This is a genomic window from Tepidiforma sp. (genome assembly GCF_026419595.1).
Lineage (GTDB): Bacteria > Chloroflexota > Dehalococcoidia > Tepidiformales > Tepidiformaceae > Tepidiforma.
Genome location: NZ_JANZZD010000005.1, coordinates 92,145 through 107,421, shown reverse-complemented (window position 1 = coordinate 107,421; position 15,277 = coordinate 92,145). Strand labels below are relative to the sequence as shown.

Sequence of the window (15,277 nt, the reverse complement as noted above, 5' to 3'; positions counted from 1 at the left end):
AGAATAGCGAATCTTGCCGCGGGATGGTGGACAGGATCGCATGAGCTACGCCCTCGGGGTCGACATCGGAACGAGCTACACGGCGGCTGCGGTGTGGGAAGCCGGGCGGGTGGACATGCTCCAGCTCGGGACGAGGAGCGCGTCGATCCCGTCCGTCGTGCTGCTGCGGGACGACGGCACGATGATGACGGGCGAAGCGGCCGAACGCCGCGCCCCCGCCGAACCGGCGCGCGCCGCGCGCGAATTCAAGCGGCGGATCGGCGACCCGACCCCGCTCATCCTCGGCGGCACCCCCTTCGGCGCGGAGACCCTGTGGGGGTGTCTTCTCCGGGCCGCTGTGGAGGAAGCCGCCCGCCAGCGCGGCGAACCGCCAGCCGCCATCGTCGTCACCCACCCCGCGAGCTTCAGCCGGTACAAGCTCGACTTGCTCGACCACGCGGCCCGCGCCGCCGACCTCGGCACGGTCCGGCTGCTCCCCGAGCCGATAGCTGCCGCCATCCACTACGCCAGCCAGGAACGGGTCGAGCCAGGCGCCGTGCTCGCCGTCTACGACTTCGGCGGGGGGACGTTCGATGCCTCGGTACTCCGGAAAACCCCTGACGGGTTCGAGCTCCTCGGGCAGCCGGAGGGACTCGAGCGGCTCGGCGGCATCGACTTCGACGAAGCGGTCTTCCGGCACGTGCTCAGTTCGCTCGAGGGCGACTGGGACGGGGCCAGCGACCCCGCCGCGAGGCCGGCGGTGCAGCGGCTGCGCGACGAATGCCGCGAAGCGAAGGAAGTGCTCTCCTACGACACGGAAGCGGTCGTGACCGCCGCGCTGCCGGGGCTCCACACGACGGTCCGGGTCACCCGCGAAGAATTCGAGCGCGCGATCGCCCCGCGCATCCGAGAAACGGTGGCGGCGCTGGAGCGCTCGGTGCGCAGCGCAGGGCTCACGATGGACGCCGTCGACCGCGTCCTCCTCGTGGGCGGCACCTCGCGCATCCCGCTCGTGGCCGCGACGGTCCGGGAGATGACCGGGCGGCCGGTCGCGGTCGTAACCGCCCGAAGCACGCGGTGGCGCTGGGCGCGGCCATCGAAGCGGGGCAGTCGCTCGCGGCAGGCGCCGCGCCGCCAGCCGCGCCTCCGCCGCTCCTGCCCGACCGCGCTGCCGGGGGCGGCGAGCACCCGACCGCCAGCGAGTCACCGGCCCCTGCCGCTCCCCCGGCTGCTGCAGCGCTCGCCCCCGGCGAAGCTCCGCCCCGGGATGGCGGCGCGGCGGCCGGCGCCGCGGCCCGGGGCCGGCCGCGAGGATTGGTGTTTGCCGGTGCCGCAGCCGCCGCCGCGGCCGTCGCCGGGGCCGCCTTCCTGCTCTTCGGGGGCGGAGGAGACGACTCGGCGCCGCCCGCGGCCGGCGCAGACCGCACCCGGGCGGCTGCGACGGCAACAGCCACGCTGGCAGCCGCCGCCGCGACCACGCCCACGGCGGCCGCAACCGGTGCCCCGACCGCGGCGCCGACGCCTACCCCGACGCTCGCTGCGGGGACGGCGCGCATCACCGGCATCACGCTCAGCGGGAGCCGCTACAGCGTGACGTTCGAAACCGCCGGCTTCCAGCCCGCGCTGCCCGGCCAGCACGTGCACTTCTTCTTCGATACCGTGCCCCCGCAGCAGGCGGGCGTGCCGGGGACCGGGCCGTGGTTCGTCTACGGCGGGGGCAGCCCGTTCACCGGCTACACCACGGCCGACCGGCCCGCGGCGGCCACGGCCATGTGCATCCTCGTTGCCAACCCCGACCACTCGGTGAAGCAGGGGACCGGCAACTGTGTCCCGCTCCCGCGCTGAGCCGCGGGGCACCCCGCCCGTCGCCAGGCGGTCGCCGCGAGCGCCAGTCCGTGAACGACAACGGGCTCGACGTACGTCGAGCCCGGGTTCAGTTCGTGGTAGCGCGTAGGGGATTCGAACCCCTGATCTCCACCTTGAAAGGGTGGCGTCCTGGGCCTCTAGACGAACGCGCCGTCCTGGTTGCCTTCGAAGGCTATCACGTTCGGGCCTTCCGGGCACCTTTTTGCCGGCGTACCGGCAATGCGATGGACCTCAACTACAGCCCCTGGTTGAAATCGGCGAAGGTGAAGAAGTCGTTCAGCGCCGTGAGCCGGCCGCTCACGAGCAGGACGCCCACGACGATCAGCATCAGGCCGCTGACGATTTCGATGACGGGCCCGAACCGCTGCACCCGGCGGATGACCCGCTGCGCATCCGACACCGCCAGCCCGGCGATGAGGAACGGCACCGCGAGCCCGGCCGCGTACCACGCCAGCAGATACGTCCCGCGAACGGCTTCCCCGGAGGTCGCAGCCAGCGTGAGGATCGACCCGAGGATCGGCCCGACGCACGGCGTCCAGCCGAGCGCGAACGCGCCGCCGACGAACGCGGAGCGCAGGTAGCCGACGCCGTGGTTCCGCGCGATGGGGACTTCGAACGAGCGCTGGAAGAACGCGAGCTGCACGTAGCCCGCGAACCGCAGCCAGACGAGGAGGAGCACGACGCCCAGCGCCGCCAGCCGGAAGCGGTCCTCCTGCAGGTTGCCGAGGTCGGCCAGGAGGATGAACACCCCGGTGAGCGTGACGAGCAGCAGCGCCGACAGCAGCGGTTCGGCCCGCCCGCGCGGCGGGATGATGAGCACCCCCATGAGGACGAGGAGCGAGCCGGCAATCTCCCCCAGCCGCTCCTGGTTGTCGACGAGGAAGTACGAGCCCAGGAGCCCCGCCGCCGCGCCGAGGGCGATGAACACGAGCGACAGGCCGGTGACGAAGGCGACGGCGTGGGTGAACGTCACCCGGCGGCTGGCCACCACCCGGCCGTTCTCGATGCTCGCCCCCGAGATCTGCGCGAGGAAGATCGGCACGAGCGGCAGCACGCACGGCGACACGAACGAGAGCACGCCCGCGGAGAACGCCACGAATGGCCCGCCCGGGCCGCGCAGGCTGAAGCTCGAACTCGTCAGCGGCCCGAGCGCAAAGGCGATGACCGGGATGGCCGCGAGCAGGAGCAGGAGAGCGTACCCGGTCGTCCGGTTCCAGCGCGGCCCCGAAAGGGTTCCCTGGCGTGCCATCTGCGTTCCATTGTAGGAACTTCGCGGTTCCGGGCGCGGGACCGTTCGGAAGACAGTCCGCCGGTCATCGGAACGGGTTGCGGTCCGGGTCCGATATCCCGGGCCCGGGCAGCTCGGGTTCGAGGCCGAGCAGCCGCCGCCGGGCCGCCTCCCAGCGCTCTTTCGCGCGGGCTTCGCGGCCCAGCAGGCCTTTCAGCTGGTCGGGCCGAATCGGCTCGCCTTCGAGGAAGACGCGGTGGAGATGCTGGAGCTGCTTCTGCCAGGCATCCCAGGCCTCGCGGTACGCGGCGATCGTCTCGTCATCGGCGAACGGCATGGCGGCATCTCCCGGCAGGGTCGATGGCGACCGGTTCGCGCCCGGCGCGGCCCCGGCGGCGCCTGCAGTGTACGGGCGCGGGAACGAAAACGGGCCCGACGACCGTCGAGCCCGCGCGGCTGGCGTTGGTAGCGCATAGGGGATTCGAACCCCTGATCTCCGCCTTGAGAGGGCGGTGTCCTAGGCCACTAGACGAATGCGCCGTTTCTTCGAGGATAGCCAACGTGCGACGATTCGGGCAAGGTTCGCACCCCGTGAAGCGCGCTCGATGGATGTTCGCTGCGGCACTCCTGTGCCTCGCGCTGGCGGCCCCGGCCTGCCGCGGCGGCGCCCCTGCGCGGTCCGAGACGGTGCCGCTGCCGGACGCCTACCGGTCGATGCTCGATGAGGTCGCGGAGGTGCGCGGCCTCGCGCCGCCCGCGTCGCTGCGCATCGGGGTCGTACGCCGGGAGGCGCTGCCCGGCCTGCTCGCCGATGCAGCGGCCCCCGGCGATGCGGCCTTCGCCACCGAACGGAGCACCGTCTACCGGCTCCTCGGCCTGCTGCCGCCGGGGACCGACTCCGCTGCTGCCGAACGGGCGATGCTCGAGTCAGCGGCCGGCGCGCTCTACCTGCCGGGCCGTCGCGAAGTGTGGCTCATCCGCGACGGGGCGCTCCCGGCCTCGCCCGCCGGCCTCGAGCCGTGGGAGCAGCGGCTCCTCGCCCACGAATTCGTGCACGCGCTGCAGGATTTCCACTTCGATATCCTCCGCCTCGAGCGCGGGGCCGCGACGCTCGACGCCCGCCTCGCGCTCCGGGCGCTGCTCGAAGGCGACGCCTCGTGGACGGAAGGGCAGTGGACGTCCCGTTATCTCCTGCCCGGGCTCGCGCCGGGCGCGGCCGTCGAACCGCCCCCTGCTGCAGCCGCGCCCCCGCCCGCGCTCGCCCGGGAGGCGGCCTTCCAGTACACGACCGGGACGGAGTGGGTCAGCCTCCTCCGGGGAACCGACCCGGGCGCGGTCGACCGTCTCCTCCGCGCCGGCGGACCGGGCGCGACGGCCCTCATCCTCCACCCGGAGCTCGAACGGACCGGGTGGGCGCCGGGCGGCGCAGCGCTGCCGGCTGAGCCCCCGGCGCCGGGCTGGGCGCTCAACAGCACCAGCACGCTCGGCGAATTCCTGCTGGCCAGCTACCTCCAAACCGGCCTCCCGGCGCTCGCGGCGCTGCAGGCCGCCGCCGGCTGGGCGGCCGATGCCCTCACGACGTTCGAAGCGCCGGGCGGGGCCGCGCTCGCGCTCCGCATCCGGTTTTCGGACGCGAAGGAGGCTGGAGAATTCGCCGTCCGCCACCGCGGCCTCCTCGAGGCGCGCGCCCCGGCGGTTCGGGAGGAGCCCGGCCAGCTCGTCGCAACCCGCCGGGACGGCGTTACCGCCATCCAGCTCGAGCCGGACGGTGCGGCGGTGACGCTCGTCTTCGCCGACACGGAGGCGGATGCGCGGGCGCTCGCCGCGTTCCTCCGGAACCTGTGACGGCTCCGCCACTCGCGGCAGGCGAAGACCCGCGTAGAATCCCCGCCCATGGCAGATGACGTGACGCTTCCCCGGTTCGACCAGCTCCCGGCGGTGGAGGGCGCACCGCCGAAATCCGCCTGGTGGCTCTTCGGCAAGGACGACCAGGTCGGCATGTTCAACCTCCAGACGCCCGAGCGCATCGCGAAGGCGGCCCGCCTCGTCCAGCGCGGCGTGATGTTCCCGCTCAACTGGAACATGGAGCTGCCGAATCCGCCCCTCTTCAACCGCGGCGCGGTCCGCCAGACGATCTTCGGCGGCGCCATCCACCATGACGACGTGCTCGACAACTTCTACCCGCAGGCCAGCAGCCAGTGGGACACGCTCGTCCACGTCGGCAACTCGCAGTACGGGTTCTACAACGGCATCCGGAAGGAAGAGGTGACCGGCAGGCCGGGCTCGAAGGGCGGCATCGACCACTGGGCGCGGCGCGGCATCGCCGGCCGGGCGGTGGTGCTCGACATCGGCCGCTACCTCGCCGCCCGCGGCGAGGCGATCGATTTCACGAGTGACCGCCGGTTTTCGGTCGACGAGCTCGACGCCTGCCGGGAGGCGCAGGGGGTCGCCTTCGAACCGGGCGACGTCCTCCTGCTGCGGACGGGCTGGACCGAGTGGTACGAGGGGCTCGACGAGCGCGCCCGCGCCGGGCTCGCGAACATGGCGGCGTTCCGCGCGCCCGGCATCGCGGCCGGCGAACCGATGGCGGAGTACCTCTGGAACCTGCACATCTGCGCCATCGCCAGCGACCTGCCATCCGTCGAGGCATGGCCGCCCCGGCGCGAGCACGGCGGGTTCCTCCACGAGTGGCTGCTCGGGCTCTTCGGCATCGCCATCGGCGAACTCTGGGACCTCTCCCGGCTCGCTGCCGATTGCGCCGCAGACGGCCGCTACGAAGCGTTCCTCGTCTCCGCGCCGCTGAACAAGACAGGCGGCATCGGCTCGCCGCCGAACGCCATCGCGCTCAAGTAGCCGGGACGGTCAGCCGTCGACTTCGGCGAACATCGGGAAGCGCCGCGTCAGATGCGAGATGAGCGCGTCCTCCGCGTGGCGCGCGGCGAGGTCGAGGTCGAACCCCTCAGGGTCGAGCAGCCACTGGAAGGCGATGCCGATGATAGTGCCGATGTGGTGGGCCGCCGCGGCCTCGGGCTCGACATCGAGCCGGAAGGCGCCGCTCCGCTGGCCGTCGCGGATGGCGTTCGCCGTGCCGCGCCGGAAGTCGCGGTAGAGGTCGCGCAGGCGGTCGGCGAGCTGGGGTTCGCTGCGGGCGCTCGCCGTGAAGTGGAGGAAGACGTCGTAGGTGAGCGCCTCCTTGCGCGCCATCAGGATCGCGGTCCGCGTGACCATGCGGAGGCGGTAGACCGGGTCCAGCCCCGGCCCGATGGAGACGGCGACCGTATCGACGAACACCTCGCGGCAGCGTTCGAGCACGCCCGCGAGGAGGGCCGCCTTGTCGCCGAAGTGGTAGGAGACGAGCCCGCGGCTGACGCCGGCGGCCTTGCTGATCTCATCGATCGAGGCTTCCTGCCAGCCCTTCTGCCCCATGACCCGGACGGTGGCATCGATGATCTGGCGGCGCCGCTCGGCCGTGACACTGGAACGTCCCATGTGCTGGACTCCGGGAGACAGGTACGCGCAAGGGGCCAGTCGCGTCCTGCGTCACTCTACCATTTCGTTCGAAGCACCGAAATAGCGCGCGATGGCGCGCTTGACAGCCCGTTCAGCCGGTCGTCCGCTGCCCTGCGACGGGCCGCCCCTCTTCGACATCTTCGAAGAAGCGGAGGACTTCGCGCGCGAACGCCTGCGGCGCCAGCACCGGCACCCCGTGCCCCGTCCCCCGGAACGTGACGACGCGCGCATCCGGGAGTTCGCCGGCCATCACCTCGGAGGCGCTGCGGACCGGGTCGTCCTCGCCGATGGCGACCAGCACCGGCATCGTCAGCCGGCCGCGGAGGAGCGGGAGGAGGTCGGGCCGCTCCTTCCGCACCCGCGCGCAGCCGAGCCAGCCCGCCGCCGAGAGCCGGGCGTACCGCTCGCGCACGCCGCGGGCGAGGAACGGGTCGGCGACGGAGGCGGCGGCGCGCCTGCCCAGCTCGGCCGTGCCGAACTTGCGGACGACCTCGGTCGAAGCGTCGATGCTCCGCTCCCGCTGCCAGTAACGCTCATCGTAGGCCGGGTGGCGATAGGCCGCGGAGGTATCGCTGAGCACCAGCGCCGCGAGCCGCTCCGGCCACGTGACGGCGAACTGCAGCGCGATCATCCCGCCGAAGCTGCAGCCGATGAGCGCGCAGAGGTCGAGCTCGAGGTGGTCGAACAGCGCCCGGACATCGGCAGCGAGCTCCTCGGCAGTGTAGGCGTCGAGGTCGTCCGGGGCCGCGCTTCGGCCGTGGCCGCGCAGGTCCATGGCGACGACGAAGTAGCGGCGCGAACTCGCCGATGACCGGGTGCCACATCCGGAGGTCGCTCGTGAAGCCGTGGAGCAGGACGACGGCCGGCAAGGCAGGGTCGCCCGCCGTTTCGTAGGTGAATGCGAGCCCCTCGCGTTCGAACGTTGGCACCGGCTGATGGAACACCGCCCGGCATGAAGGCGCAAGCGGCTGCGGTGCCCGCGTACAATCGGGGGCTACTTCGCCGCCGGGACAGGCCATGGAACGGACCGTCTACATCGTCCCCCACACCCACTGGGACCGCGAGTGGTATCAGCCGCACGAGCTCTTCCGCTGGCGGCTGGTCCAGATGATCGACGAGCTGCTCGACCACATGGAGCGGCACCCGGAGTACCGCTGCTTCAACCTCGACGGGCAGAGCATCGTCATCGCCGACTACCTCGAGCTCCGGCCCGAGAACGAAGGCCGGCTGCGGGCGCTCATCGAAGCCGGGCGGGTCGTCATCGGGCCGTGGTGGGTGCAGCCCGATGAGTTCCTGCCCTCCGGCGAATCGCACATCCGGAGCTTTCAGCGCGGCATCCGGTTCGCCGAACGCATGGGCGGCAGCCTCCGCATCGGCCACTGCGCCGACCAGTTCGGCCACATCGCCCAGATGCCCCAGCTGATGCGGCAGCTCGGGCTCACCAGCGCCTGCCTCTGGCGCGGCGTGCCGGACAGCATCCCCGGCTGGAGCTTCTGGTGGGAGGCGCCGGACGGCACGCGCATCCCCGTGCTCTACCTCCGCAACAGCTACTCGAGCGGCTGGCGCCTCCCCTCCGATGTCGAGGACTTCCTCGAGCGGGTCCGCCGGCAGGAGCGCGACCTCCGCGAGGGGCTGCCGGCGCTCCTCATGAACGGCACCGACCACTCGCGGATGGAGCCGCACGTCCCGGACCTGCTGGCGCGGGCTGCCGGCCGCGGCTACCGGTTCGAAATGGCGACCCTCGCGGAGTACGAGCAGGCCGTCCTCGCCGCCGGCATCGACGAGGTCGTCCACCGGGGCGAACTCCGCTCGCCGGACCGCTCGAACGTGCTCGTCGGCGTGCTTTCGGCCCGCATGGTCATCAAACAGCGGGATTTCGAAGTCGCGCGCGCGCTCGAACGGTATGCGGAGCCGCTCGAGCTGCTGGCGCACCTGCACGGCGGGCCGGACGGTTCGCCCGCGCTGCGCCACGCGTGGGGCCTCGCCCTCGAAAACACGCCGCACGATTCGATCTGCGGCTGCAGCGTCGACCAGGTCCACCGCGAGATGCTGCCACGCTACGACCGCGCCGAGCAGCTGGCGATGCAGGTCGCGCGCGAATCCGCGGCGCACCTCATCCGGCGGATGGAGGTGCCGGCACAGGGCGGCCTCGCCGTTTTCCGGCCGGTGCAGGGCGCGCCGGCCGCCATCGAAGCCGACGTCCCGGCCGCCTGGGCCGCGTTCGATGCCCTGCGGCTGCCGGGCGGCGAGGTCATCCCCTTCACCCTCGAACCGCTGGGCGGCGGCGCCGAACTCCTCCGCGAAGCCGTCTCGCCGCGCGGCGTCCTGCGCCACCTGGACTTTCTCCGCGAGCAGCGGTACGACGTCCACGCCATCGAAGACATGGCATGGGAACTGGGCGACGGCCACCTCCGCGTCACCACGACGGTCGGCCCGGACATCACCGCCATCGACGAGGAGGGCTTCCGCGCCGAGGTGCGCAGCGTCGTGCGCGCCGGGCTCGCGGAGACCGCCGAGGTCGCCGTCATCGAGAGCGAGCGCGCGCGGCTCACGGCCGTCCTGCCGCCGGCACGCGCGGCCGGGCTCGAGCTGGCGGTCCCGGTGCACGGGTCGGCGGCCGGGCTCGAGGCGGCACCCGGAGGCCGCCGGCTTCGCTCCGGGCGCTTCGACGTCCGGCTGAGCGGCGCGTCGCTCCGCATCCGCGACCGCGAAACGGGCCTCGACCTCGACCCCGGGCTCGTGTTCGTCTCTGAAGGCGACCGGGGTGACGAGTACAACGCCGATATCCTCGATGACGGGGTCGACGAGCCGGTCTCGGTCACGGTCCACGGGACGACGAGCACGCCGGCGTGGCAGGAGCTGCGGTACACGCTCGTGTACGACTTGCCGGCCGGGCTCGGCGCGAAGCGACGCCGGCGGGCGCGGCGGGAGCGGGTGCTCGAGCCGGTCGATGTCGCCGTCCGGCTCTGGCGGGGGCTGCCGCTCATCGAGTTCCGCGTGGCGGTCGACAACTTCGCGCGGGACCACCGGCTGCGGGCGCTCGTCCCGCTGCCGTTCGAACCGGAGCGGCTGCTGACCGAGAACCACTTCCACGTGGCGGAGCGGCCGCTGGCGCCGGCCCCGTGGAACGGCGAAAGCGCCGAGCGGCCGCCGACCACCTTCCCGCAGAAGACGTTCGCCGCCGTCGAATCCGGCGGCCGCGGCCTCGCGCTGCTGAACCGCGGGCTGCCCGAGGGCGAACTCGTCGGCCGGCGCGGCCGGAAGGCGCTCGCCCTGACCCTCCTGCGGTGCGTCGGCTGGCTCTCGCGGCCGGACCTCCGCAGCCGGCGCGGCGGCGCCGGGCCGACGGTGCAGACCTTCGACAGCCAGTGCCCCGGCCGCCACCGGTTCGCCTTCGCACTTGCGCCGTACGCAGGCGGCTGGCACGCCGCCGGCATCGCGCCGCTGGCCCACGCGTGGGCCTTCCCGCCGATCGGCTGGGCGACGAACGGCCACGAAGGCTCGCTCGCGAGCTGGCTGCCGCTCGCCGGGCTCGAAGGCGATGCTGCGCTGAGCGCCGCCTGCCGCAGCGACGCCGACGGCGCGCCGCTGGTGCGCGTCTACGCCGGCCCTGCAGGGGGACGGGTCACGGTCGACGTCCCGGCCGCCGGGTCGGCAGCAGCGGCCCGGGTGGACCTGCTGGAGCGCCACCCCGTGCCGCTGGAGGGGGAAGCCGGGCGCCGGGCGCTCGAGCTGCGGCCGTGGGAGATCGCGACCGTCCGCTTCGAGACCGCCGAACGCCCGTAGCGGGGTGCCGCCGTAGCATGCGCGCATGGCGCCCGGCGCTGAAGGGAGGCGAACCGCGCGGTCCGCGGGCGGCGGGCTGGCGCTCGCCGCGGCCATCGTCGCCTTCGGGTTCGTCGGCTCGCGGCTGCTCGGCATCGTGCGGACCATCGTCATCGCGAACGCCTTCGGCGCCTCGCCGGAGCTCGATGCCTACAACGTCGCCTTCCGCATCCCGGACCTGATCTTCCAGGTGCTCGCCGGGGCCACCCTCGGCAGCGCCTTCATCCCGGTCTTCGCCCGCAAGTTCGAACGGGAGGGTGCTGCCGAGGCGTGGCTGCTCGCGAGCCGCGTCCTCAACCTCGTGGTGCTCGCCACGGCAGCGCTCTGCGCGGCGGCGTTCGTCCTCGCGCCGCTGCTCGTGCCGGCCATCGCGCCGGGGCTCGGCGACGACATCGGCCGCTCGGAAGAGCTGACCGGCACGGCCGTCGAGCTGACCCGCGTCATGCTCGTCTCGACGCTGCTGTTCGCGGCCAGCGGCATGCTCACGGGGATGCTGAACGGGCGGGAGCGGTTCTTCCTGCCGGCGCTCGCCCCGATGCTCTACAACCTCGGCATCATCCTCGGCGCGGTCGTCTTCGCCGACCGGTGGGGCGTCAACGGGCTCGCCTTCGGCGTCGTGCTCGGCGCGGCGATGCACCTCGGCATCCAGGTGCCCGGGGTGATCGCCGAGGGGTTCCGCTACCGGCCATCGCTCGGCTGGGGCGAGCCGGGCGTGATGGAGGTCGCCCGCCTGATGGCGCCCCGGGTCGTCGGGCTGGCGGCCGCGCAGGTGAACTTCGTGGTCACCGGCTTCTTCGCCTCGAAGGTCGGCGCCTCGGCGATCTCGAACATGACGTACGCGTGGCTGCTGGCCGGCCTGCCGCTGGCGCTCTTCGGGATGGCGCTCTCGACGGCGGTCTTCCCGCGGCTCGCCGGGCAGGTCGCGCGCGAGGAGCTTGACGGGCTGAACCGGACGGTCTCGCGGGTGCTGCGGCTCATCATGTTCCTCACGGTTCCGGCAGCGCTCGGCCTGGCGATGCTGCGCGAGCCGGCCGCCATCACCCTGCTCGAACGAGGCGCGTTCACCCGCGCGGACTCGCTGATGACCGCCGCCGCGCTCGGCTGGTACTGCCTCGGCATCGTTCCCCAGGCCGGCATCGAAATCCACAGCCGCGGCTTCTACGCGCTCGGCGATACGCGCACGCCGGTGACGCTGGCTGTGCTCGCAGTCGGGGTGAATCTGCTCCTCGGGGCGCTCCTCTGGGAGCCGTTCGGCGTCAGCGGCCTCGCCTTTGCGGTCGGCGCCGCCTCATGGGCGGAATGGCTGGGGCTGTACGCGCTCTTCCTCCGCCGGACCGGCTGGAACCCGGCGGAAGAGCTCAGCGCGATGGCGCGGGTCGCGCTGGCCGGCGCGCTGATGGCAGCGGTGCTGGCGGTCGCGACGGTGCTCCTCGATTCCGAGACCCGCGCACACGCCGCGGTGACGGCCGCTGCCGGCGTCGCAGCGGGCGCGCTCTGCTACGGCGCGGCCTGCCTCGCGCTCCGTGTGCCCGAACTGGAAGACGTCACGAGCCGGCTGGCGGCGCGGCTTCGCCGGGGCCCTGCCCCGGGGTGAGGCCCGGCCGGTCGCCGCGGAGGCCGCGCAGCGCGAGCTCGACCCCGCCGAGCCGGCGGCCGCCTTTCGTCCGGGCTTCGCCGCGGTTCGCCATCATGACGAGGTAGTCCGAGAGCCCGGCGTCCAGGAAGGCGCTGTAGCCCATCAGGTCCTGCGCCCGGTTCGCCGCAGCCTTCGAAAGGCGCACCACGACCGGGTTGTTCTCGGCGACCCGGAGGGCGTAGCCGACCGTCTCGCGCTCGAGGTCCTCCGGTTCGAAGACGCGGTTGACGAAGCCGAGCTGCTGCGCCTCCTCCGCCGTGAGGAAGCGGCTCTCGAACATCAGCTCCTTCGCCTTGCGGACCCCGACGTCGTAGGGCAGCGAAAAGTACTCCAGCATCGCGGGGAGGAAGAGCGCATTGCGCGCGGCGAAGACGAGGTCGACGCAGGCGGCCATCATCCAGCCCGCGAAGATGCAGAACCCCTCGACCATGGCGATGGTCGGTTTGGGAGCGTTGCGCCACTTCACGAGCAGGTCGAGGTTGTAGTGGCGGAAGTTCTCGTAGAACTCGATGCCGGCCTCGCCGATGCCGCGGGCTTCGCGGTCGGCGGCCTGCTCGGGCGTGCCGAGGTCGTGGCCGCTGGAGAAGTTCCCGCCCGCGCCGCGGGTGATGATGACGCGCACGGCCGGGTCGGCCACGGCGAGGTCCATCGCGCGGTCGTACTCGTCGAGCAGCCGCCACGACTGGGCGTTGCGGTACTGCGGCCGGTTGAAGGTGATCCAGGCGATCGGGCCATCGGTCCGGTAGTCGATGTCGCGGAACTCCACGGAGGGTCTCCTCGGTGCGGTGGGCGGGAGTGTACCCGGCAGCGGTGCTGCCCCGCGAATTCACCGGGCCGGGAGCAGCCCGTACCATGGACGGAAACGTTTCCCACCCGGAGCGCCCCATGGAGGCCTACAACATCACCGTCGTCGGCGCGAGCGGCATCGTCGGCCAGGAGTTCCTCAAAATCCTCGATGAGCGGCAGGTGCCGGTCGGCCGGCTGCGGCTGCTGGCGACGGCGCGCTCCGCCGGCAAGACCGTCGCCTTCCGCGGCGCCGACATCGTCATCGAGGAGACCACCCCGGCCAGCTTCACGCCGGACGACCACATCGTCTTCCTCTCGGCCTCGGGCGCGGCGTCGAAGCAGTACGCGCCGATCGCGGCGGCGAACGGCAGCTTCGTCATCGATGACTCGAGCGCGTTCCGGATGGACCCGGCCGTGCCGCTCGTCATCCCCGAAATCAACCCGGACGACCTCGAATGGCACCGCGGCATCGTGAGCCAGCCGAACTGCACGACGACGCCGATGGTGCTGGCGCTGGCGCCGATCCACCGCGTGAATCCGCTCCGGCGCGTCATCGTCAGCACCTACCAGGCCGTCGCCGGGGCCGGCGCCGCCGCCGTCGACGGGCTGCGCCGGGAGACCGAAGCCGCCCTGGCCGGGCGCCGCGAGCCGAGCGGCACGCAGAAGCGCGACATCGCCTTCAACGCGGTGCCCCAGATCGACGTTTTCGCCGACGACGGCTACACGAAGGAAGAGCTGAAGATGGCGAACGAGACGCGGAAGATCCTCCACGCCCCGGACGTGGGCGTGAGCGCGACGTGCGTCCGCATCCCGACCTTCTTCGGCCACGCGATGAGCGTCTGGGCCGAGTTCGAGCGGCCGGTGGCGGTCGACGAGGCGCGGGCGCTGATGGCCGGCGCCCCCGGGGTGGAGCTGATGGACGACCCGGCGGCGGAGCAGTACCCGACGCCGATGGACGTCGCCGGGACCGACCGGGTGCTCGTCGGCCGGCTGCGGCCGGACCACTCGAAGCCCGGGGCGATCACCTTCTGGACGGTCACCGACAGCATCCGGAAGGGCGCCGCGACGAACGTCGTGCAGATCATCGAAGAAGCCGCGCGGCGCGGGCTGATTCGGCCGCGGGCCGGGGTTCGGTAAGGGCTCTCCTATAGGCCGGCGCTCTGCCATAATGCGGACCAATACCTTGGGAGTTCGCACATGGCATTCACGGTCAACCCCGACAAGTTCCGCTACCCGGCTGAGTTCGCCGCCGGGGTCAAAGGCAAGCGCGTCCTGATCTCTGGCGCGGGCAAGGATGGCGGCCTCGGCCAGTCGTTCGCGCTGGCGGCCGGCCTCAACGGCGCCGAGAGCGTCGCCGTCCACTTCCACTCGTCGTACGACGACGGGCTCGACCTCGTCGACTATCTCCGCAGCCAGGGCGTCAACGCCTTCCCCCTGCAGGCGGATGTCACGAACATGGGCGACCTCTGGGCGAGCCGAAGTTATGTCATCGAAAAGATGGGCGGCATCCCCAACCTCGTCATCTGCAACTCCGGCCTCACCGAAAAGGGGTATTCCTTCGGCCGCTCGCTGCGGGAAATCGAAGGCGAATCCATGGCGATGCGGCGCGCCCGCGTCCGGCAGGCGTTCATCAACAACCTGAACGAGACGCGGCTGGTGCTCGACACGAAAATCGACGGCTTCATCGCGATGACGCACCTCTGGTCCGGCGAGGCGGTCTACGCCAACGAACCGATCCAGTTCGTCTACATCTCCTCGCGCCAGGCGATCGACCCGGGTGTCAGCGTCCCGGGCTACGCCATCGCGAACTGGGCGGTCCTGCAGCTGCCGAAGGTGCTCCAGGTCAACCTCGGCCGCAGCGCCGAGCTCGTCTCCGCCTACTCGGTGCTCTACCCGTTCGTCCGCACCGGCATGACCAACGAATACGCCGAGAATCCGAAGGTCTTCGGCCGCTGGCAGCCGCGCATGCTCGAGACGTTCGAAGCCGCGGAAGGCTTCATGCAGCTCCTCGCCCAGCCGAAGGAGGTCACGAACCAGGGGATGTTCGAGGCGATCGTCGAGCCGCTGCCCGAGCGCGGCGAGCGCGCCGTCAAGTTCACCTGGAAGCAGGTGAAATTCGCCATCGAAGAGGAGCTGACGCCGTTCAGCGCCGAGCGCCCGCTCGAATTCGCCTGAGTCGACGATAACGGCCCCGCGGCCCGGCTGACATTCTGTCGACTTCGAACCGGGGACCGGCGGCGCGTGTCAAATCTTCGTGAACCCGCAGCCGACCCGTCATAAGTTGCTTGGCCGCCGGCCGCTTCCGCGGCTACATTCCCGCCCGTTGGAGGCGGGGTGGTCGGGGGTGACGGCCGGCGCCGCGGGGCCAACCCGCAGCCGCCGGTCCCGGGCCGGTGTCACGGCGCCGCCCCGGGAGCTGCCGGGCCGGCACGCGCAGGGGCAACCCG

The 15,277-nt window shown here is 72.1% G+C and carries 13 protein-coding genes and 2 tRNA genes; 8 read left to right on the top strand and 7 right to left on the bottom strand.

Annotated features, from left to right (window positions below; all coding sequences use genetic code 11):
• Positions 1-40 precede the first annotated feature (40 nt).
• Together N2041_RS04490 and N2041_RS04485 are read left to right on the top strand one after the other, a co-directional pair.
• Positions 41-1,573, top strand: a complete 1,533-nt coding sequence (locus N2041_RS04490) for an Hsp70 family protein (protein WP_297676235.1) — start codon at positions 41-43, stop codon at positions 1,571-1,573.
• Positions 1,570-1,824, top strand: coding sequence for a hypothetical protein (locus N2041_RS04485; RefSeq protein ID WP_297676233.1), 255 nt, complete (start codon positions 1,570-1,572; stop codon positions 1,822-1,824). The genes N2041_RS04490 and N2041_RS04485 overlap by 4 nt, the downstream gene beginning before the upstream one ends.
• A 96-nt stretch (positions 1,825-1,920) precedes the next feature.
• Here the strand turns inward: N2041_RS04485 and N2041_RS04480 are convergent.
• The 4 genes from N2041_RS04480 to N2041_RS04465 form a co-directional block, all read right to left on the bottom strand.
• Positions 1,921-1,997 (bottom strand) — tRNA-Glu (locus N2041_RS04480).
• 83 nt (positions 1,998-2,080) lie between these two features.
• The gene (locus N2041_RS04475; protein ID WP_297676231.1) at positions 2,081-3,094 is read right to left on the bottom strand and encodes a cytochrome c biogenesis CcdA family protein; all 1,014 of its coding nucleotides are present in this window, start codon (positions 3,092-3,094) and stop codon (positions 2,081-2,083) included.
• A 64-nt stretch (positions 3,095-3,158) separates the two neighbouring features.
• Positions 3,159-3,410, bottom strand: a complete 252-nt coding sequence (locus tag N2041_RS04470) for a hypothetical protein (RefSeq protein WP_297676229.1) — start codon at positions 3,408-3,410, stop codon at positions 3,159-3,161.
• Between the two features lie 126 nt (positions 3,411-3,536).
• A tRNA-Glu gene (locus tag N2041_RS04465) sits at positions 3,537-3,613 on the bottom strand.
• 69 nt (positions 3,614-3,682) lie between these two features.
• On the opposite strand from N2041_RS04465, the gene N2041_RS04460 reads away from it, so the two are divergent.
• Both N2041_RS04460 and N2041_RS04455 read left to right on the top strand, forming a co-directional pair.
• Positions 3,683-4,918 carry a hypothetical protein gene (locus N2041_RS04460; RefSeq protein WP_297676227.1) on the top strand — a complete coding sequence of 412 codons (1,236 nt, stop codon included), beginning with the start codon at positions 3,683-3,685 and terminating at the stop codon, positions 4,916-4,918.
• Between the two features lie 48 nt (positions 4,919-4,966).
• The gene (locus tag N2041_RS04455) at positions 4,967-5,926 is read left to right on the top strand and encodes a cyclase family protein (RefSeq protein ID WP_297676225.1); all 960 of its coding nucleotides are present in this window, start codon (positions 4,967-4,969) and stop codon (positions 5,924-5,926) included.
• A gap of 9 nt (positions 5,927-5,935) precedes the next feature.
• Here N2041_RS04455 and N2041_RS04450 read toward each other — a convergent pair whose 3' ends face one another.
• Both N2041_RS04450 and N2041_RS04445 read right to left on the bottom strand, forming a co-directional pair.
• Positions 5,936-6,562 carry a TetR family transcriptional regulator C-terminal domain-containing protein gene (locus N2041_RS04450; protein ID WP_297676223.1) on the bottom strand — a complete coding sequence of 209 codons (627 nt, stop codon included), beginning with the start codon at positions 6,560-6,562 and terminating at the stop codon, positions 5,936-5,938.
• Between the two features lie 112 nt (positions 6,563-6,674).
• Positions 6,675-7,547, bottom strand: a complete 873-nt coding sequence (locus tag N2041_RS04445) for an alpha/beta hydrolase (RefSeq protein WP_297676221.1) — start codon at positions 7,545-7,547, stop codon at positions 6,675-6,677.
• A 53-nt stretch (positions 7,548-7,600) separates the two neighbouring features.
• On the opposite strand from N2041_RS04445, the gene N2041_RS04440 reads away from it, so the two are divergent.
• Positions 7,601-10,369: a glycoside hydrolase family 38 C-terminal domain-containing protein gene (locus tag N2041_RS04440; RefSeq protein ID WP_297676219.1), complete on the top strand. Its 2,769-nt coding sequence runs from the start codon at positions 7,601-7,603 to the stop codon at positions 10,367-10,369.
• A gap of 25 nt (positions 10,370-10,394) precedes the next feature.
• Positions 10,395-12,002: a murein biosynthesis integral membrane protein MurJ gene (gene murJ / locus N2041_RS04435; RefSeq protein ID WP_297676217.1), complete on the top strand. Its 1,608-nt coding sequence runs from the start codon at positions 10,395-10,397 to the stop codon at positions 12,000-12,002.
• Here murJ and N2041_RS04430 read toward each other — a convergent pair.
• Positions 11,953-12,810 (bottom strand): enoyl-CoA hydratase-related protein, encoded by an 858-nt coding sequence (locus tag N2041_RS04430; protein ID WP_297676216.1) that lies wholly within the window; start codon positions 12,808-12,810, stop codon positions 11,953-11,955. The two genes, murJ and N2041_RS04430, sit on opposite strands and share 50 nt — an antisense overlap.
• Positions 12,811-12,896: 86 nt before the next feature.
• Between N2041_RS04430 and N2041_RS04425 the strand changes: the two genes are divergently transcribed.
• Positions 12,897-13,967: an aspartate-semialdehyde dehydrogenase gene (locus N2041_RS04425; protein WP_297676214.1), complete on the top strand. Its 1,071-nt coding sequence runs from the start codon at positions 12,897-12,899 to the stop codon at positions 13,965-13,967.
• A 60-nt stretch (positions 13,968-14,027) separates the two neighbouring features.
• Positions 14,028-15,005: an SDR family NAD(P)-dependent oxidoreductase gene (locus tag N2041_RS04420; protein ID WP_297676212.1), complete on the top strand. Its 978-nt coding sequence runs from the start codon at positions 14,028-14,030 to the stop codon at positions 15,003-15,005.
• Positions 15,006-15,277 lie beyond the last annotated feature (272 nt).